This is a genomic window from Enterobacter sp. YSU (assembly GCF_016082135.1).
In the GTDB taxonomy this organism is placed as follows: Bacteria; Pseudomonadota; Gammaproteobacteria; order Enterobacterales; family Enterobacteriaceae; genus Enterobacter; species Enterobacter hormaechei_C.
In genome coordinates this window covers 42,225-59,882 of sequence record NZ_CP059487.1, presented here as the reverse complement: position 1 = coordinate 59,882, position 17,658 = coordinate 42,225, and the positions used below count along the sequence as shown (strand labels likewise).

The 17,658-nt window shown below is 55.4% G+C and carries 20 protein-coding genes; 15 read left to right on the top strand and 5 right to left on the bottom strand.

From position 1 onward, the window contains the following. Positions 1–3: 3 nt before the first annotated feature. The 3 genes from artI to H2Z33_RS00240 form a co-directional block, all read right to left on the bottom strand. A complete protein-coding gene (gene artI, locus H2Z33_RS00250; protein WP_006174322.1) occupies positions 4–735 on the bottom strand; it encodes an arginine ABC transporter substrate-binding protein ArtI in 732 nt (243 codons plus the stop codon). A gap of 18 nt (positions 736–753) precedes the next feature. Beyond that, positions 754–1,482 (bottom strand): arginine ABC transporter ATP-binding protein ArtP, encoded by a 729-nt coding sequence (artP, locus tag H2Z33_RS00245; RefSeq protein ID WP_006809439.1) that lies wholly within the window; start codon positions 1,480–1,482, stop codon positions 754–756. Positions 1,483–1,708: 226 nt separating this feature from the next. Beyond that, positions 1,709–2,227, bottom strand: a complete 519-nt coding sequence (locus tag H2Z33_RS00240) for a lipoprotein (protein ID WP_015571007.1) — start codon at positions 2,225–2,227, stop codon at positions 1,709–1,711. 97 nt (positions 2,228–2,324) lie between these two features. On the opposite strand from H2Z33_RS00240, the gene H2Z33_RS00235 reads away from it, so the two are divergent. The 3 genes from H2Z33_RS00235 (at position 2,325) to H2Z33_RS00225 (ending at position 4,364) form a co-directional block, all read left to right on the top strand. Next, on the top strand, positions 2,325–2,648 hold the full coding sequence (locus H2Z33_RS00235; protein ID WP_033486330.1) for a heavy metal-binding domain-containing protein: 324 nt from the start codon (positions 2,325–2,327) through the stop codon (positions 2,646–2,648). Further along, positions 2,645–3,475, top strand: coding sequence for an N-acetylmuramoyl-L-alanine amidase (locus H2Z33_RS00230; RefSeq protein ID WP_015571006.1), 831 nt, complete (start codon positions 2,645–2,647; stop codon positions 3,473–3,475). The genes H2Z33_RS00235 and H2Z33_RS00230 overlap by 4 nt, the downstream gene beginning before the upstream one ends. 265 nt (positions 3,476–3,740) lie before the next feature. Then, positions 3,741–4,364 (top strand): helix-turn-helix domain-containing protein, encoded by a 624-nt coding sequence (locus tag H2Z33_RS00225; protein ID WP_023303371.1) that lies wholly within the window; start codon positions 3,741–3,743, stop codon positions 4,362–4,364. On the opposite strand, the gene H2Z33_RS00220 is transcribed toward H2Z33_RS00225, so the two are convergent. Then, on the bottom strand, positions 4,361–4,999 hold the full coding sequence (locus H2Z33_RS00220; protein WP_063134820.1) for a hypothetical protein: 639 nt from the start codon (positions 4,997–4,999) through the stop codon (positions 4,361–4,363). The two genes, H2Z33_RS00225 and H2Z33_RS00220, sit on opposite strands and share 4 nt — an antisense overlap. Beyond that, a complete protein-coding gene (locus H2Z33_RS00215) occupies positions 4,999–6,561 on the bottom strand; it encodes an ExeA family protein (RefSeq protein WP_063134821.1) in 1,563 nt (520 codons plus the stop codon). Before H2Z33_RS00215 ends, H2Z33_RS00220 begins: the two co-directional genes overlap by 1 nt. Positions 6,562–6,861: 300 nt before the next feature. Here H2Z33_RS00215 and gspC point away from each other — a divergent pair, with 300 nt between their 5' ends. From gspC to H2Z33_RS00155, 12 genes are read left to right on the top strand one after another with little or no spacing between them, the layout of a single operon-like run. Further along, complete coding sequence (gspC, locus tag H2Z33_RS00210) at positions 6,862–7,593, top strand: type II secretion system protein GspC (RefSeq protein ID WP_032671235.1); 732 nt, start codon at positions 6,862–6,864, stop codon at positions 7,591–7,593. A gap of 13 nt (positions 7,594–7,606) precedes the next feature. Then, entirely contained in the window at positions 7,607–9,523 is a 1,917-nt protein-coding gene (gspD, locus tag H2Z33_RS00205; RefSeq protein ID WP_045341365.1) for a type II secretion system secretin GspD, read from the top strand. Positions 9,524–9,537: 14 nt separating this feature from the next. Further along, complete coding sequence (gspE, locus tag H2Z33_RS00200; protein WP_047637458.1) at positions 9,538–11,016, top strand: type II secretion system ATPase GspE; 1,479 nt, start codon at positions 9,538–9,540, stop codon at positions 11,014–11,016. Then, complete coding sequence (gene gspF / locus H2Z33_RS00195) at positions 11,016–12,224, top strand: type II secretion system inner membrane protein GspF (protein WP_033486326.1); 1,209 nt, start codon at positions 11,016–11,018, stop codon at positions 12,222–12,224. The genes gspE and gspF overlap by 1 nt, the downstream gene beginning before the upstream one ends. Positions 12,225–12,227: 3 nt before the next feature. Beyond that, positions 12,228–12,677: a type II secretion system major pseudopilin GspG gene (gene gspG, locus H2Z33_RS00190; protein WP_198091813.1), complete on the top strand. Its 450-nt coding sequence runs from the start codon at positions 12,228–12,230 to the stop codon at positions 12,675–12,677. Further along, a complete protein-coding gene (gene gspH / locus H2Z33_RS00185; protein ID WP_063134822.1) occupies positions 12,677–13,162 on the top strand; it encodes a type II secretion system minor pseudopilin GspH in 486 nt (161 codons plus the stop codon). The genes gspG and gspH overlap by 1 nt, the downstream gene beginning before the upstream one ends. Further along, positions 13,155–13,535: a type II secretion system minor pseudopilin GspI gene (gene gspI, locus H2Z33_RS00180; protein WP_015571001.1), complete on the top strand. Its 381-nt coding sequence runs from the start codon at positions 13,155–13,157 to the stop codon at positions 13,533–13,535. Before gspH ends, gspI begins: the two co-directional genes overlap by 8 nt. Beyond that, on the top strand, positions 13,532–14,191 hold the full coding sequence (gene gspJ, locus H2Z33_RS00175) for a type II secretion system minor pseudopilin GspJ (RefSeq protein WP_033486325.1): 660 nt from the start codon (positions 13,532–13,534) through the stop codon (positions 14,189–14,191). The genes gspI and gspJ overlap by 4 nt, the downstream gene beginning before the upstream one ends. Continuing rightward, positions 14,188–15,198: a type II secretion system minor pseudopilin GspK gene (gene gspK / locus H2Z33_RS00170; RefSeq protein ID WP_063134823.1), complete on the top strand. Its 1,011-nt coding sequence runs from the start codon at positions 14,188–14,190 to the stop codon at positions 15,196–15,198. The genes gspJ and gspK overlap by 4 nt, the downstream gene beginning before the upstream one ends. A gap of 15 nt (positions 15,199–15,213) precedes the next feature. Further along, positions 15,214–16,347: a type II secretion system protein GspL gene (gspL, locus tag H2Z33_RS00165; RefSeq protein ID WP_063134824.1), complete on the top strand. Its 1,134-nt coding sequence runs from the start codon at positions 15,214–15,216 to the stop codon at positions 16,345–16,347. Then, positions 16,344–16,829 carry a type II secretion system protein GspM gene (gene gspM, locus H2Z33_RS00160; protein ID WP_063134825.1) on the top strand — a complete coding sequence of 162 codons (486 nt, stop codon included), beginning with the start codon at positions 16,344–16,346 and terminating at the stop codon, positions 16,827–16,829. The genes gspL and gspM overlap by 4 nt, the downstream gene beginning before the upstream one ends. Continuing rightward, positions 16,826–17,623 (top strand): prepilin peptidase, encoded by a 798-nt coding sequence (locus H2Z33_RS00155; RefSeq protein ID WP_063134826.1) that lies wholly within the window; start codon positions 16,826–16,828, stop codon positions 17,621–17,623. The genes gspM and H2Z33_RS00155 overlap by 4 nt, the downstream gene beginning before the upstream one ends. Positions 17,624–17,658: the final 35 nt, after the last annotated feature.

Here is a 17,658-nt window from a genome sequence, read left to right as displayed (position 1 = left end):
GAATTACTTCTGGAACCATTTTTTGTAGATGGTTTCGTAGGTGCCGTCTTTCTTCACTTTTTCCAGCGCAGCGTTGAATTTCTGCTGCAACTCGGTATTGCCCTGACGTACGGCAATACCCAGACCTGTACCGAAGTAGTCTTTATCGGTCACCTTGTCACCCACGGCGGCCAGCTTGTCGTTCGCTTTCAGCCATTCGGTCACGACAGCCGTGTCCCCGAACACCGCATCGATACGACCGTTTTGCAGGTCCAGCTTCGCATTCTGGTAGCTGTCATACGGCACGGTGGTGATTTCCGGATGCTTATCCATGATGAATTTCTGGTGCGTGGTGCCGTTCTGCACGCCGACTTTCTTGCCTTTCAGCAGGTCAACGGAGGCGTATTTACCTTTCTGACCGATGAACAGGGCCGAGTTGTCATAGTAAGGGGTGGTGAACAGAACCTGCTTTTCACGCTCCGGAGTGATGTCCATTCCGGCCATTACGGCGTCGATACGGCGGAACTTCAGGCTTGGGATCAGGCTGTCGAACGCCTGGTTGCTGAAGGTACAGGTCGCGTCGATCTCTTTACACAGGGCGTTTGCCAGGTCCACGTCGAAGCCAACAATCTTGTTGTTCGCATCAATGGATTCAAACGGAGGGTAGGACGCTTCAGTGGCGAAACGGATGGTCTGGGCTGCGGTAGCGGAAAGGCTGACGCTAGCAAGCAGCGCGGCAATCAATACTTTTTTCATTATAATTTCCCTAACACATCAGTGAGATAAATAGTTTTTGAAGGCATCGGTTTGCGGGTTAGTGAAGCAGCTCGCGTCACCCTGCTCAACGATATACCCGTTTTCCATATAGACCACGCGGCTGGCGGTTTTGCGCGCCACTTCCACCTCGTGGGTCACGATGACCTGGGTAATGTTGGTTTCCGCCAGCTCACGAATAATGCTCACGATCTGGGCGGTAATTTCCGGGTCCAGCGCCGCGGTTGGCTCGTCAAACAGCAGCACCGCCGGCTCCATCATCAGCGCACGGGCGATCGCCACACGCTGTTGCTGACCACCAGAGAGGTGTAAAGGATACCGGTCGCTGTACGGTTTCAGACGCAGACGTTCCAGCAGCTTTTCCGCACGCGCCATCGCCTGGTCTTTGCTTAAGCCAAGCACGCGGCACGGGGCTTCAATCAGGTTTTGCACCACCGTCAGATGCGGCCAGAGATTGTATTGCTGGAAAACCATGCCCACGTTTTGACGCAGTTCACGAATCGCTTTATCAGACGGGGTTTTCGCGAAGTCAAAATGGTTACCGGCGATGGCCAGCGTCCCCGAACGGGGCATTTCAAGCAGATTAAGAACTCGCAGAAGGGAGCTTTTTCCCGCGCCGCTTGGGCCGAGCAAAACCAGCGTTTCGCCCTCCGGGCAACTCAGCGTAATGTCGAACAGCGCCTGGTGTGCGCCGTAGAAGCAGTTAATGCCGTTTAGTTTAATACTCATCGGGGCAGTCTTTACTCATCCAGGCAATCTATAGCAATTGAGGCCGCAGATAGTACCGTTGACAGAATAGTTATGCAATATTTCTGCGTTAAAAGTTAAATATAACCCGTGTTTCCTCTTAAACATAGCACAAAATAGCGACGGGAAAGGGGGGCGAGTATAAATGTCGGCATTCCGCAGGAAATGCCGGACATTTTACGGGGTTAACGTTTATTGAACGGAGGCGTTAGCGGTTCTCGATCGATTGGCGAAGGGTGCCCGCCGGGGCATGAACGCTGCCGCCAATGTAGCGCACATCGTCTATTGCCCAGCACTGGCCTTCACGGATCATCAGCACCTCATCCTGCCAGGTTTGCGTTCCCTGGGTGAGCTTCACGCGCAGGGGAATATTGCGTGCGTCAGTATTCGGTATGGTGGACGCGCTGGCGACGTCGGCGCTGTCCGGCAGCGTGGCGCGGCTGGAGAACGGATCGGATGACAGCAGGGCGTTGTGCTGCGGATCGCGCGAAGCGTCGGTGAGCAGTTTCGCCAGATTATCGCTCAGGTACGGGCGCAGGGCGGTCAGGTCATTACCGCGATGCTGAATACGGTAATCATAAAATTGTTGCGCCACGGCATCCGGGCCACCCTCAATACAAGGGCCGCTGCGGGTTCCGATATCCTTAAAGGCTGGCGTGACCGGCGTTGTGCAGGCGCTGAGCACCAGCGCGCATGGCACTAAAAGCGTTAAAGCAGAGTAGCGCATGTTGATTTCCTTATTTATTAACTATCCTTTCAATCATAGCGTAACGAACCGATAATGCTGTCGCTAACGCATTGAACGCTAAAGAAGGAGAGAAAGTATGCAATTTTCAACAACGCCAACCCTGGAAGGTCAACCGATTGCCGAGTACTGCGGCGTGGTCACCGGTGAGGCGATTCTGGGCGCAAACATTTTCCGCGATTTCTTTGCCGGCATTCGGGATATCGTCGGGGGTCGCTCCGGCGCGTACGAGAAAGAGCTGCGTAAAGCGCGCGAGATTGCGTTTAAGGAGCTGGGCGAGCAGGCCAAAGCGCTGGGCGCGGATGCGGTGGTGGGCATTGATATCGACTACGAAACGGTCGGAAAAGATGCCAGCATGCTGATGGTGAGCGTAAGCGGCACGGCGGTGAAAACCCGTCGATGAAGCGTTCGCTCTCAACCCTCCTGCTGGCGATGTTGCTGGCAGGATGCGCCTCGGAAGAGGGCATTGTTGATAAAGGCGCGTACGAGCTGGATACGCGCCATCAGGCGCAGGCGGCCTACCCGCGTATAAAGGTGCTGGTTATTCACTACACCGCCGATGATTTCGACACCTCGCTTGCGACCCTGACCGATAAAAACGTCAGCTCTCACTATCTCATCCCCGCAAAGCCGCCAGCTCCGCAGGGCAAACCGCGTATCTGGCAGCTGGTCCCGGAGAGCGAACTGGCCTGGCATGCGGGCATCAGCTTCTGGCGTGGCACCAACCGCATAAATGATACCTCCGTCGGCATTGAGCTGGAAAACCGCGGCTGGCGGAAAACCGGTGACGTGAAAACCTTTACCCCCTTCGAACCGGGGCAAATTGCGGCGCTGATCCCGCTTGCCAGAGACATCATCGCCCGCTACGACATTAAACCGCAGAACGTGGTGGCACACTCGGATATCGCCCCGCAGCGTAAAGACGATCCTGGGCCACTGTTTCCTTGGCGCGAACTGGCGCAGCAGGGTATCGGAGCCTGGCCCGATCCGGGGCGCGTGAATTTTTATATCAACGGGCGACCGCATTATCAGCAGGTTGATACCGCAGCACTGCTCGATTTGCTGGCGCGCTACGGTTACGAGGTGCCAGAAAACAGTACGCCCGAACAGCAAAAACGCATCATCATGGTTTTCCAGATGCATTTCCGTCCGCAGTTATGGAGTGGCGTTGCAGATGTTGAAACCATGGCGATTGCTGAAGCACTTTTAGAGAAATACGGACAGGGGTAAACCTTCGGATTACCCCCGAATGAGTATATTTTAGCAAGTTTCTATCAGATTAATCTTAAGTACAAACTCATTTCATTTTTAGTTAATTGACTTAAAATTATCCGGATTTAAGATGGACATATAGCACGCTAAGTAATTTGGCGAATAAAAAATCTTCACACTTTTATTTTTATTCTTGACGTTTTCATCAGGAAAAATATTTATGGCTCGGTATGAATGCCGTTGCCATGCTTTTTAAAAATCACATCTTAAATCGGGTATAACCATGTTAAGCATCTATGGAAAAAAATTACGTCCGCAACATGAAATGGAAAAGATCATTTCTGCAACCTCAGGCGTTGAAGAAAGAACATTAAAAAAATGGCAGAAAATTTCCACTTCTGATTCCGGTTATATTCATATTATCGTCAGCGGTGAAGTCGAATTTCGACGTGAATCTGACGAACTGTGCATGTTCACCGTCACCGGGCAATGCATTTTCGGCCTGTCGTCAATGTATTACAGCGCCACCCATATGTACGGCCTTGTTCGGACGAATACGGTTGTTCGCTCGATCAAGAAAGAGGTCTTCGCCCAGCTGATGACCGAAAAAAATCTGTGGCCAGAACTGACCAAAGTCCTTTCCTGGTACATCTGCATGCTGAGCAAACGTGATGATGTTCTGGTTGCCCGCAGTGCGTATTCCGTTGTCCGCGAATTTTTATATGAGATTAACGACCTGATTGTTCAACAACAGCGTGATATTAACGTTTATGATTACATTCAGGAATACACTAACCTGGCACGTAGCACTATTATTAAAATCCTCTCCGATCTGAAAAAGGGTCAATATATTGTGGTGGAAAAAGGTCGACTGCTTAACCTTACCGCACTGCCTGAAAAATATTAATACCTGCTCCCGCCGTCTCCTTTTTCACTGAAAGGAGAACGGCTATTTCCACTGTTTTTTACACTGGCTTGTGAATTATCCTGCGTTTCGTCAACCGGCGGCGCGGGAATTTTTCCTTGAGAATAATCCTGCTCCTGCTCTTTTAGCGCCTGCTTAAATAATTCCGTTAATGATGACTCTTCACTGCCCGTGCTGGCGGGAGCGTTATCGTGCTCATGCGCTTCGGTCCCGGGTAAGGTATCCCGCGAGGCGTCGTGTGGCACCGCGCCGTCGGGCGCCTGCTGCCAGTCGCCATCATCACTGTTGATCGGCAGATCCTGCATCGATGGAACATCAACTGGCACTGGCGCAGCTTTAGGCTGCGGATGCGGGAACGGTTTACTCACGTACACGTAATGCATATCCGAAAGCTGCGTTTCCGGTTTCGCAACGCTGACGTTGACCGGTTCAGGCGCCGGGTGGCGCAGGTTCCAGTAGACGTGCGTATACAGGCCGACAACCAGCATGACGCAAAGCCCGACCAGCCATAACGCTGTTTTGCCGAATACGTTTTTCAGGCTGGGGAGACGGTACGAAAACCAGACCGCTTCCCCGGTTGTATAGCTGCGCTGGGCCGCAAGACAGATGGTCGACATTAGGCTTTCTTCTCCTGCATTTTCGCGTCCGGGGTGGTGCGGGTGGTCTGAATCAGTACGCCCGGCGTGCTGTTGGTCACGCGCATCAGCTGCATCAGCGTATCTTCACCGGGGATACCATCCACGTGCAGATGCATTTTTTGCTGGAACTCGCGGGTGCGTTTCATCATCTCTGTGGTCCAGATCCGGGCATGCGTTTCGGGCTGGCTCAGCGCCAGGCTTAATTGCTGATCCAGCCAGGCCATATCTTTGCTGTCGCTGGCCGCGCCGATCGCGTCTTTACCTTCCGGTGTCAGGCGGTGCAGCTGGGTGAAGTTGCCGGTCGCGTGCCGGTTAAACCAGCTGCGGCTCACCTGCCAGGTCCGGTTATTCATTAACAGGTCAATGGACGTGTCCCCGACCCTGGCGACCACCGCATAGTTAAGATGGCCGCTGGTTTTCAGTTCACTGACCCACGGATACCCTTCCTGCGCCAGCGTCTCCGGCGACGCGTTCCCCTGTTTACACATCAGGTTCACTTTGGCGGCGTTCTGGCACAGCGCATCTTCGGCCGAGGCGTCATACCCCCACATGAGATACAACTGATGCATCGCATCCGGCTGATTAACTATTTCGTTGTCGATAACCGGCACTACGGGCGCTTCGACTTTTAGCGATTGCTGTTTCCAGCTGACGGGCACCGGCAGCTGGATCGGCAGGCGTGCGCCGATCGATGAGGTCAAATACCAGCCGCAGGCGGCAAACAGCACGGATGCAAACAGCCCCACGGTCGCCAGGCGCTTACCGTGTTTTTGGGCGGGCAGGATCTCTCCCGCCGCCAGACGTAAATGACGTGGGCTGACCTGCGCCGCGCGTTCCGTCCAGGCGGCGAGCATTGACAGGTGCGCCAGCGCGTTCAGTTTGCTGATGTTGCCTTTGGTTAGCGTGTGCATTTTGCGCACGCGGGCAGGCGGCAACGGCGAGTTTTCGCAGCCGTGTTCTTCGCACTGGGCCTGAACATAGCTCAGGTATTCGCGGCAGGTCAGGGGGCGCAGGGCATGATGCGTGTGCGTATATTCGCGCATTTCAGGTTGCTTTAGCAGGATCTCCTGATCCGCAGTACCCGTCAGTACCACGGCGAGCCGGAAGTTCAGCTCCTGGGCGCGCGTGAGCAGCGTTCCCAGGACTTCACGGCAGCTCTCCTTCATGGCTTCGGCATGGGCGATCGTCAGCACTCTGGATTTCGCTTTCCCCTCCTGCCACTGGCGCAGGACGGCATCCACTGCCTGCATGCGATCTTTAATCGCTTTCGTTCCCGGGTTGAGTTTGTACAGCAGGCTACTGGCACTCAGTTTGGGAAACGCGTTGATGGCAAGAACGGTATTGTTGCTGGCTTTAAGCGCGTCGATGAACTGACCCAGAAGCGGAGCGTCGTCGCAAAAAAGCCCGATAATTCCCGCCAGCTGGGTTTTCTCTTTCAGCAGGTTGAACACGTCCTGATGATAAGGCACCAGAAAATCACCGGATAAACGGGTGATTGTCCTGAATGGCGGATTGTTAAAATTAAAGTGGCTCTGATACATAACGACTTACCGTCTCTGATTAGGAATAGCAACAGCAGCAGAAAGTAAGGTAATGCCCCTGAGCGGTCAATTTGCAGACAGAGTAAAAATATCCAGCCGGCTGCGCCTAACATCTGGAATTTATATGGTCAATATTTTTCTTTATGAAAGTTGGTGGCGAAGTCAGTGGTCGCGTTTGCAGCAGCTTATTACTATTTTCCTCCATATTGGCGCAGTATGACGCTGCTTATTTTTGCTTTGCTATAGGCCGGATAAAAAATGAGGTTCTCATTTCTGTCACGGTGGATAACGCCTTGTATTATGTTTTTGCTGCTCATTTTTTGCGGCCAGCAAGGCTATCTCACCTTTAAAGATTATAAAAAAGTTACGAATAAGTTTGCTAATTCTGACCTACAGCCGCTGAAAAAACCGCGCGAAGACAAACCTTTCACGCTTTTTACGGCTGCCGTCCGTCAGGAGAACTTATCGGCTGCGGCAAAATCCCCGCTGGCGGCGGAGATTGAAGGCATTGTGCGCAGTGATGACGCCTGGCTCTCCTTCGCTGTCATCAAAACCCCGGGCGGCCAGCGAAGCTACCGCGAGGGTGAACCGCTCGCCGGGTTTAACGACGCATTTATTCAGGAAATAAACAAAGATAATGTGGTGGTTAATTATGAAGGTGCTACGCAGATACTGGCGTTAAATAAACCGGACTATTTTAAGGGGGGCGTGGAGAGCGGCCCGGTTACAAAAACGACGAAAGATGCTGGCGCAGAGAGTGTGCATCTTGATGATTATCTGGTGTTAAAACCCATCATTGAAAAAGGCCGGCTGGAAGGCTACTGGATAAACCCAAGGAATGCCTCCGCCTTTTACAGTCAGTCAGGTCTGGAAAAAGGCGATGTGGCGATTCAGGTTAACTCTGTCGATATGACCGATGAAGCAAAAGCGAAAAGCATTATTGCCAACTGGTCGAAAATGAAAGAAGCGGAGGTCATCGTACGACGTCACGCTCACCTTGAAAATATTCGGGTTAATGTTCTAAACAATTAATAAGTGTGCAGACATGAAAAAATTTCCCTGGGCGTGCGTGGCGCTGACCGCATTGTCGTTATATTCCAGTTCGCTGCTTGCAGCTAACTTTAGCGCAAGTTTTAAAAATACTGATATTCGCGAGTTTATCGATACGGTAGGTCGCAATCTCAACAAAACTATTCTGGTCGATCCGTCCGTCCAGGGAACCGTCTCGGTCAGAACCTACAACGTGCTGACGGAGGATGAGTATTACCAGTTCTTCCTGAGCGTGCTGGATCTCTACGGCCTGTCGGTGATCCCGATGGACAACGGAATGGTCAAAGTGGTGCGCTCAAGCGTAGCGCGTACCGCCGGTGCGCCGCTGGCAGACAGCAAAAACCCGGGCAAAGGTGACGAGATTATCACCCGCGTGGTGCGCATGGAAAACGTACCCGTTCGCGAGCTGGCCCCGCTGCTGCGTCAGCTCAACGATGCCACCGGCATCGGGAATGTGGTCCACTTTGAGCCGTCCAACGTCCTGCTGTTAACCGGTAAAGCCTCGGTGGTGAACCGACTGGTGGATCTGGTTCAGCGCGTCGATAAAGACGGTATTCAGCGCCGCGAAATCATCCCGCTGCGCTTTGCCTCTGCCAAAGAGCTTTCGGATATGTTGAACAACCTCAACAACGAAGAGCAGAAAGGGCAGAACGCGCCGCAGCTGGCGGCCAAGGTGGTGGCCGATGACGAAACCAATAGCCTGGTGATCAGCGGCTCGGAAGATGCACGGGCGCGTACCCGTTCCCTTATCCATCAGCTGGATCGCGAGCAGAATAACGAGGGGAACACCCGCGTCTTCTACCTCAAATATGCCAGCGCCACCAAAGTGGTACCGGTGCTGACGGGGATTGGCGAGCAGCTGAAAGACAAGCCGGGCGCGGCCAAAGCGAAAACCGCGAGCGCCTCAACCGACCTGAATATTACCGCCGACGAGTCGACCAACTCCCTGGTGATCACCGCGCAGCCTAACGTGATGAACTCCCTGGAGAAGGTGATCGACAAGCTGGATATTCGCCGTCCGCAGGTGCTGGTGGAAGCGATCATTGCCGAAGTGCAGGACGGCAACGGCCTGGATCTTGGCGTGCAGTGGACCAGCAAGCACGGCGGCGTGCAGTTTGGCGCTACCGGCCTGCCAATCAGCCAGATTAAAAATGGCACCATGAAAGGGGCGAGCTTCACGGGCCTTGCGACCGGCTTCTTTAACGGTGATTTCGGTGCGCTGGTGACCGCGCTCTCCACCGACGGTAAAAACGACATCCTCTCCACGCCAAGCGTGGTCACGCTGGATAATAAAGAAGCGTCGTTCAACGTCGGTCAGGATGTGCCGGTGCTTTCCGGTTCGCAAACCACCAGCGGCGACAACGTCTTTAACTCGGTTGAGCGTAAAACCGTGGGGACCAAGCTGAAGATTGTGCCGCAAATCAACGATGGCGACATGATCCACCTGAAGATTGAGCAGGAAGTATCCAGCGTCGACAACAGCGCAACGGAAGATTCCAGCCTCGGCCCAACCTTCAACACGCGCACGATCAATAACGAAGTGATGGTCCACAGTGGCCAGACGGTGGTGCTCGGCGGCCTGATGGAAAATGTGACCAAACAGTCGGTCTCCAAAGTGCCGCTGCTCGGCGATATCCCGCTGGTCGGGCAGCTGTTCCGCTACACCTCGCAGGATACTTCCAAACGCAACCTGATGGTGTTTATTCATACCACCGTCCTGCGTGACGACGACAACTACAGCGCAGCCTCGAAAGAGAAATATGATCAGATCCGGGTGCGCCAGATGCAGCGCGTGGAAGAGAAAAAGCTCGGTATTGTCGAGCCGAGCGACAACGCCGTACTGCCAGCGTTTCCTGCCGCCAGCACTGCACCCGTGAAAACCCACGCGGCACGCAATCCGTTTAAAGAGTAAGGCGGAGGCGAAACGTGGACGAACTGACTAAAACCCTGTGTAGCAGCAACTACGCAAAAGAAAACGGCGTTCTGCTTTACAACAATGACGTCTATATCCGTGAGGACACCCCGGCGTTAGCGCTGCTGGAGGTGCGTCGGGTGCTGGGACGCACGTTTGTCCCGGTTACCCTGGCGCCGGAAGCGTTTGACGAGATGCTGGCCAAAATCTGGCAGCAGAGCAGCGGCGTGTCGCAGCAGCTGGTGGACGACATGGACGCGGATATCGATCTGATGGCGTTAACCGAGGAGATCCCGGATAACGAAGATTTGCTCGATAACGATGAAAACTCGCCGGTGATCCGCCTGATCAACGCCATTCTCGGCGAGGCGGTGAAGGACGGCGCGTCGGATATTCATATCGAAACCTTCGAGCGCACCCTGAGCATACGCTTTCGCGTTGACGGCGTGCTGCGCCCGGTGCTGCAACCGGCGCGTAAGCTCGCCCCGCTGCTGGTGTCGCGTATCAAGGTCATGTCGAAACTCGACATCGCCGAGAAACGCCTCCCGCAGGATGGCCGTATCTCCCTGCGCATCGGTCGCAAGGCCATCGACGTGCGCGTCTCGACCATTCCGTCCCAGTACGGCGAGCGCGTGGTGATGCGCCTGCTCGATAAAAGCAATCTCAAGCCCGACATCAACAAGCTGGGGCTGATTGATGAAGAGCTGGAGAAGCTGAAAGGGCTGATCGACCGCCCGCACGGGATCATCCTCGTTACCGGCCCGACGGGTTCCGGTAAAAGTACCACGCTGTACGCCATTCTTTCGGCGCTGAACGGCCACGAACGCAACATTCTGACCGTGGAAGACCCGATTGAGTACGAGCTGGAAGGGGTGGGGCAGACGCAGGTTAACCCGCGCGTGGACATGACCTTTGCCCGCGGGCTGCGCGCCATTCTGCGTCAGGACCCGGACGTGGTGATGATCGGGGAAATTCGCGACGGTGAGACCGCCCAGATTGCGGTGCAGGCGTCGCTGACCGGTCACCTGGTGATGTCGACGCTGCACACCAACAGTGCCGCAGGGGCGATAACCCGTCTGCGGGATATGGGGCTGGAGTCCTTCTTAATCGGTTCATCGCTGCTCGGTGTCATTGCCCAGCGTCTGGTGCGTCGGCTGTGTACGCACTGCCGGACCACCAGTCCGCTGGACGCCAATGAAAAAGCGCTGTTCAGCTTTATGGCCGCGCCGCCAGACGCGATTTACCGCGCGGTGGGGTGCGAACACTGCCGTCAGAGCGGCTATCAGGGCCGCGCCGGTATCCATGAATTCCTGGTGGTGGACAGCGCCATGCGCCGCGCCATCCATGAAGATAAGGACGAAATGTCCCTCGAAACGCAGCTCTTTAAGCAGGCCTACAGCCTGCGTGAAAACGGGCTGCTGAAGGTGATCGGCGGCGTGACGTCTCTGGAAGAGGTCATGCGCGTCACCGCCGAACGTGGGGGGGATGCGTAATGGCTTTCTACGCCTGGACGGCGACGGATGCCGCGGGGAAAACCCAGCGCGGGACGTTACAGGCCGAGGGGCAGAAGCAGGTTCGCCAGTGGCTTCGCGAGCAAAAGCTGATGCCCGTCAGCATCACCGAAACCCGCGAAACGGCGGCTGGCGGGAAAGCGAAAACCGGGGTGAAGCTCTCTACTCCGGTGCTGTCGATGTTTACCCGTCAGCTTTCGACGCTGGTCAACGCCGCGCTGCCGCTGGAGAGCGCGCTGAAAGCGATCTCGAAGCAGACGGAAGACAAAAAGCTGGCGGCGATGGTGGTGGAGATCCGCGAGAAGGTGGTGGAAGGCCACACCCTGTTCGATGCCTTCAGCCAGTTTCCGCGCACCTTCGACAAGCTTTACTGCACGCTGGTGATGGCCGGGGAGAAAACCGGTCACCTGGGCGACGTGCTGGAAAAGCTGGCGGAGTACAACGAGCAGCGCCAGAAGATGAAAAGCAAGCTGACGCAGGCAATGGTCTACCCGATAACCCTCACCGTGGTCGCCATCGCGGTCATCAGCATCCTGCTGGTGGCGGTGGTGCCGCAGGTGATCGAGCAGTTTACCCACATGAAGCAGCAGCTGCCGATCACCACCCGGACGCTGATTGCGGTCAGTGATTTCCTGCAAGCCTGGGGCATTTATATTGTGGGCATTCTGGGGGGCGGCTTTATCGGCTTCAAAACCTGGCTGAGGAATGCCAAAAACCGTTTTCGCTGGCACAGCTGGCTGGTGAACGGCTCGCCGATTAAAAAGCTGGTCTGCGTCATCAACAGCGCCCGCTATATCCGTACCCTGAGCATTTTGCAGGCCAGTAGCGTGCCGCTGCTGGAGGGAATGTATATCGCGATGGACGGTATTGAAAACCGCTATGCCCGGCAGGTGCTGGAGCAGGCCGCCGACACCGTGCGCCAGGGGGCGTCGCTGTATGCGGCGCTGGAACAGGCGAAATTATTCCCGCCCACCATGCTGTATATGATTGCCTCCGGTGAAGAGAGCGGGGAATTAGGTAATTTAATGGATCGCGCGGCGGAAAATCAGGAATCGGCCTTACAACATCGAATTACATTAACGCTGTCGGTCTTTGAACCGGCGCTGGTGGTATCCATGGCGACGATTGTTTTATTCATCGTGCTGTCAATATTACAACCGCTTCTGCAACTTAATAATATGGTAGGTTAAATCATGGCTTTAAAACGTAAAAACCTGGCTCGCCAGGCGGGCTTTACATTGCTCGAATTAATGGTGGTCATTGTTATTCTCGGCGTACTGGCGAGTATGGTGGTGCCAAATTTAATGGGCAATAAGGAAAAAGCCGATACGCAAAAAGCAACCAGCGATATTGTCGCGCTCGAAGGCTCGCTGGATATGTACAAGCTGGATAACCACCGCTACCCGACCACAGAGCAGGGTTTGCAGGCGCTGGTGACCAAACCTGAAATCGCGCCAATCCCGAACGGCTACCGCACGGACGGCTATATCCGTCGCCTGCCGCAGGACCCCTGGGGCAATGATTATCTTCTGGTGAGCCCGGGTGAACACGGCGCGGTGGACGTCTTCTCAGCCGATCCGGACGGCGAAGCCAATACCGCCGATGACATTACCAACTGGTCTCTGGATAAGAAAGAGAAATAATGAAAAATCAACGCGGCTTTACGTTGCTGGAAATTATTCTGGCGCTGGTGATATTTGCCAGCTGCGCCATGATGGTGGTGTCCACCATTCCTTCGCGCAGCGGCGCGGATATATTTGGCCAGCAATTAAAAGCGCTCGTTGATTATGGTTCAGACCGTGCGGTGATGGACGGAAATATTGTCGGGCTGGTGATCGCCACCGATAAATATCAGCTGGTGACGATCGCCGATAAAAATGGCGAGCGGCACTGGATGCCATTATCTGCCGGACGCATTACCACCAAAGGTGATTTTCCGGAAGAGATGCATGTGTCGCTTTCGCCGCAGCGTCTGGCCGCGACGGTGACCTCCGAGCCGCAGGTGATCTTTCTACCGGACGGTGAAATCAGCCGCTTTACGCTGACGCTGCAAAGTTACGACAAACAGCACCATTTCCGCGTGGTGTCGCAGGGCGCGGCGCCGGTATCGGTAGAAAACGATGGCTAACGGCAACAAAAAGCAAAAGGGGATGACGCTGCTGGAGGTGATGGTCGCTCTGGTGATTTTCTCCACCGCCGCGCTGGCACTGATGAACTCGGTCTCCCTGAACGTGCGTTTTACCCATGGCCTGGCCGATACCTTGCAGGCCAGTTGGGTGGCGGAAAATCAGCTGGCGGAAGCACAGCTCACCCGAACCGACTTCCCGGATGCTGAACAGCAGGGGACGGAAATCATGGGCGGGCGCAGCTGGAACTGGCGTAAGCAGCGGGTGAAAACCGCCGACAACGTCTGGGCGAATACCCTACGCGTATATGCGGAAAGCGATGAGAGCCAGCCGGTTATCTCCCTGCGCATCATTCCGCCGGGAGAGAGCAAGTGAAGAAAACGCGACGCCAGCGCGGATTTACCCTGCTGGAGATCATGATTGCGCTGACTATCTTCGCGGTGATCAGCACCCTGGCCTGGCAAATTCTGGACGGCGCGATGCGTACCAGCTCGGCCACCGATGCCAGCGCCGCAAAGCTCAACCAGCTTCAGCGCGCCTGGAGTCTGATGGAGCGTGATTTTTTCCAGCTTCAGGCGCGCGCCCCGCGTAATGAGCCGGAGCTGTTTCGTCAGGAGGGCGATGCTCTTGAACTGACCACCCTGAATGGCGTGAGCGGAACGGTCCAGCTGGAGCGCGTGCGCTGGCGGCTGGAAGAGGGGCGTTTGTATCGCGACGTCTGGCCGGTCATTGACGGCCCGGCGGACGTTAAGCCTGACGAGGTGCCGATTGTCAGCGGCGTAAAATCATTGCAGTGGCGGTTTTATCGTCAGGGCTGGCTGACCGCCTGGCACGACGCCGCCCATCTGCCGGACGGCGTGGAGGTTACGTTGACGATGGAAAACGGGGATACCTGGCGCTGGGTGTTCACTACACCGGGTGATATGCCGGAGGTGGCCGCTGCCGCAGCGCCAGAGAAAGCCGCCGACGCGCCTGCGCCGACCCCGGACGCAGCCCCTGCGCCAGCGCCTTCGCCGGAGACCAGACCATGAAACGGATCCGTCAACAACAGGGCGTCGCCCTGCTGGTGGTGCTGATTTTGCTGGTGATGATGTCGGCGCTGGCCGCCAAAATCAGCCAGCAGTTCTGCCGTAATTTGCAGAAAACGCATTATCAGGTAAGCCAGCAGCAGCTGCGCTGGGCGATGCAGACCCAGGAAAAAGTGGTGAAGGACCGGTTACAGACCGACGCCAGCGGCGAGAGCAAGCCGCTGGCCCTGGACGGCGACTGGCATCAGCCGCTGGAGACGCAGGGTGAGGACTATACGGTCGTGAGCCAGGTGGAAGATGCGCAGGACTGCTTTAACGTCAATAACCTGTTGACCGCCGACATCGCACCCCAGGGGCAAAGCGCTCCCGCGGTGGCGGAAACACCGCGTAAAGCGCGGATTGTTGAACAACTTCTGACGGAAAGCGGCCTCAGCCCGGGCACGGCGGAGGCGGTCTATTTCCAGCTGGTGGATTATCTCGATGGTGACAGCACCACGGCGAAGGAGGGCGCCGAAAGCGATGCGTGGGCTGGCGTCGTGCCAGCGCGGCAACCGGCAAATCAGATGATGCGCAGCATCGCGGAAATCAAACTGCTGCCGGCGTTCCCTGTTACGGCGTATCCGAAGGTGAGCAAGCTGTTATGCGCGCTGCCGGACGCTGCCAGCAAGGTCGATGTCAACACCCTGCAACCGGAACAGGCCGCCGTGCTGGCGGCCATGTTCCCCGGAAAACTGACGCGGGATGACGTCGTTCGCCTGCTGGATGCGCGTCCGGAATCGGGCTGGGAAAATATGGAAGCGTTCAGCAAAGCGCTGGAGCAGGCCTTCCCGCAGTTAAAAGACGATCTCCCGCAGGTGGCGGATCAATTTTCTATAAACAGCCGGTACTTCCGCGTGAATTACACCGGCAATACCGATGAATTAACGCTTCGCGTGGTCAGCCAGCTTCAGGTGAATAACGAAGCCGGTGAGATCGTGACGTGGCAGCGTCGTTACCGAATGATTGAATAAGAAAAGTAGAACGTTATGAAACAGGTACTTTTTGTTCGTCCCGACAGCCGCGAGGGCGGGAAAATAATGTGGTGTGAGTCCGGCAGCGAGCGCGACGAGGTGGTCGACAGCCTGGAGATGCTGGCCGAACACCCCCTGGCTACGCGCGTTTGTCTCCTGTTGCCCGCCAGCGACATGATTTTCCGCCATTTTACGCTGCCGAAAAAGATGACTTCTCAGGCGATGGCCTTCTCGTGGATGGCGGAAGAGACGCTGATTGGCGACGTGGACAACCTCCACTGGACGGTACTCCACAAAAAAGGCGCCGACGTCGACGCCGTGGCCATTGACGCCGACCGCCTGCGTGCGGCATTAACCCGCTGTCAGGAGGCCGGATTAAACGTGATTCAGGCCCTGCCTGATGCCTGGCTGCTGCCCGTGACGACAGGGGGCAGCACGCTGGTCGCACAGGATGATAGCTACTGGCTGCGTTTATCGCCCCATGTGGCGGGTGAAATGGAGGCAACCCTGCTGCCGCTGTTAATGCAGAAAGCCGGGGTCGGGGAAGTGTGGTGTTACGGCGATGCGCCTGCGAAGGTGCACGTTGACGTGCAGCATGCCTGGCAGCATCCGCTGGCACTGATTCAGCCGCAGTGGCAAACCTGCCGCGTTAACCTGCTTCACGGTGAATTCAGCCTTAAGGCCGGTAATGGGCGGGCGGCGAAAAGTATGAAAGCCGCGATGGTGGCGGCGGGCGTGCTGTCTGTTGCTCTGCTGCTGGGGCCACGCATTGCAATGGCCTGGATGCTTGTGCAGCAGGAAAATCGGGTGCAGGAGGAGATCGTCCAGGTTTATCAGCACCATTTCCCCAGCATGCGCCAGCAGACCAATATCAAATATCACTTTGGTCAAAGCCTGAAAAAACAGAGCAAGGGATTCTTTCTTCAGCTTGATGAGCTGGAGAACGCCCGGCAGTCAGTTCCTGCGATGGAGATCGATCTGCTGGAGTACGATGCGCAGCAAAACACCCTGACGCTGAGCGTCAGCGCGCAAAACCAGCCCGCGTTGCAGGCGTTTGTTAACCAGACCAGTGAGAATTTTGATTTTACCTTACAGCCTGTTTCAACAACCGAACCGTATACCGCCATGATCGCAGGGAAACATAAATGAAAGAGCGAATCGCGCAGCTGAAATCACGCTATCAGAATTACAGCGCCCGGGAAAAAATTATTTTAAAAATATGTGCCGTTGCCATTGTGGGGGCAGCGGTGTATTACACGGGAGTGATCCCCCTGGATAATATGATTCAAAATAGTAAATCGACGCTTAAAAGACAAAAAGAGACGCTTAACTGGATGCGCAGTGAAATTGATAAAAATCATCTTCAGGTCCAGATAGTCAAAACGAATAATCCGCGTACGGTGGTCGAGAATAGCGCCCATGAAATTAACCTTTCACTGAAGGATGTGCGCCAGGAGGGGCAAACTTTATCGTTCGTGGTGAATCGGGTGAATGTTTATGAATTAAAAAGCTGGCTGCGTGAAATTAATCAGACCTCCGGCGTGAGACTGCAAAAAATAAACCTCACGCCGGTGGACCACCTCAGCGACGTGAAAGCGCAGGTGCAGCTCACCTGGTCAAGAAACGCATGAATACCTTTTCGCTGATGCGGGACGCCTGCCCGGTAGGGTTCCCGATAATGAGTGCGATCCTGGGCGGCATTGTGGGCAGTTTTCTAGGCGTTGTCGCCGAGCGCGTACCGGGAATGGTGATGGATGAGGAGGGGAGTGGCAATCTGCTCTTTCCGGCCTCGCACTGTCCGGTGTGCCAGCACGCGCTTGCCGCGTGGGAAAACATCCCGCTGCTCAGCTGGCTGTTATTACGGGGGCGCTGCCACCAGTGCGGCAGCGCGATCCCGCTGCGACTCTTTCTGGTCGAACTGATCTACGCCTTGTTTTTTGGCATCACGGCCTGGTGCATGCCGGACGTTCAGGCGCTGTTCTCTTTGTGGTTACTGGCGGCTTTTTTACTGCCGCTGGCCATGATCGACTGGCAGCACCAGCTGCTTCCGGACTGCCTGACCCAGCCGCTGCTGTGGGCGGGGTTAGTGCTCCATGCGTTTGACCACACGTTGCCGCTACGCGATGCGCTGTTCGGCGCAGTGGCGGGCTATCTGTCGCTCTGGCTACTCTACTGGGCTTTTCGTCTGATCACGGGACGAGAAGGTCTGGGTTACGGGGATTTTAAGCTACTGGCGGCGCTGGGCGCCTGGTGCGGCTGGCAGGCGTTGCCCTCCATTGAACTGGCGGCAGCGTTAAGCGGTATTGTCGGTTATTTCGCCGTAAATAATTCAAATAAAAATAACCTCACTATTTCTTTTGGTCCTTATCTCGCCTTTGCTGGAATAGGGGTGTTTATGAGTCAGCAATTTGCTTTCACATTTTAAATATACAGGTCAAGATTTTTTATGAGTTTTTTCGA

Excerpts from the sequence above, each read along its gene's own strand:
- gspD (WP_045341365.1), top strand. The coding sequence starts at position 7,607 with ATGAAAAAATTTCCCTGGGCGTGCGTGGCGCTGACCGCATTGTCGTTA.
- gspK (WP_063134823.1), top strand. The coding sequence starts at position 14,188 with ATGAAACGGATCCGTCAACAACAGGGCGTCGCCCTGCTGGTGGTGCTG.
- artI (WP_006174322.1), bottom strand. The coding sequence starts at position 735 with ATGAAAAAAGTATTGATTGCCGCGCTGCTTGCTAGCGTCAGCCTTTCC.
- gspG (WP_198091813.1), top strand. The coding sequence starts at position 12,228 with ATGGCTTTAAAACGTAAAAACCTGGCTCGCCAGGCGGGCTTTACATTG.
- gspH (WP_063134822.1), top strand. The coding sequence starts at position 12,677 with ATGAAAAATCAACGCGGCTTTACGTTGCTGGAAATTATTCTGGCGCTG.
- H2Z33_RS00215 (WP_063134821.1), bottom strand. The coding sequence starts at position 6,561 with ATGTATCAGAGCCACTTTAATTTTAACAATCCGCCATTCAGGACAATC.
- gspL (WP_063134824.1), top strand. The coding sequence starts at position 15,214 with ATGAAACAGGTACTTTTTGTTCGTCCCGACAGCCGCGAGGGCGGGAAA.
- gspC (WP_032671235.1), top strand. The coding sequence starts at position 6,862 with ATGTTTTTGCTGCTCATTTTTTGCGGCCAGCAAGGCTATCTCACCTTT.
- H2Z33_RS00235 (WP_033486330.1), top strand. The coding sequence starts at position 2,325 with ATGCAATTTTCAACAACGCCAACCCTGGAAGGTCAACCGATTGCCGAG.
- gspF (WP_033486326.1), top strand. The coding sequence starts at position 11,016 with ATGGCTTTCTACGCCTGGACGGCGACGGATGCCGCGGGGAAAACCCAG.
- artP (WP_006809439.1), bottom strand. The coding sequence starts at position 1,482 with ATGAGTATTAAACTAAACGGCATTAACTGCTTCTACGGCGCACACCAG.
- gspM (WP_063134825.1), top strand. The coding sequence starts at position 16,344 with ATGAAAGAGCGAATCGCGCAGCTGAAATCACGCTATCAGAATTACAGC.
- H2Z33_RS00225 (WP_023303371.1), top strand. The coding sequence starts at position 3,741 with ATGTTAAGCATCTATGGAAAAAAATTACGTCCGCAACATGAAATGGAA.
- H2Z33_RS00220 (WP_063134820.1), bottom strand. The coding sequence starts at position 4,999 with ATGTCGACCATCTGTCTTGCGGCCCAGCGCAGCTATACAACCGGGGAA.
- H2Z33_RS00155 (WP_063134826.1), top strand. The coding sequence starts at position 16,826 with ATGAATACCTTTTCGCTGATGCGGGACGCCTGCCCGGTAGGGTTCCCG.
- gspI (WP_015571001.1), top strand. The coding sequence starts at position 13,155 with ATGGCTAACGGCAACAAAAAGCAAAAGGGGATGACGCTGCTGGAGGTG.
- H2Z33_RS00240 (WP_015571007.1), bottom strand. The coding sequence starts at position 2,227 with ATGCGCTACTCTGCTTTAACGCTTTTAGTGCCATGCGCGCTGGTGCTC.
- H2Z33_RS00230 (WP_015571006.1), top strand. The coding sequence starts at position 2,645 with ATGAAGCGTTCGCTCTCAACCCTCCTGCTGGCGATGTTGCTGGCAGGA.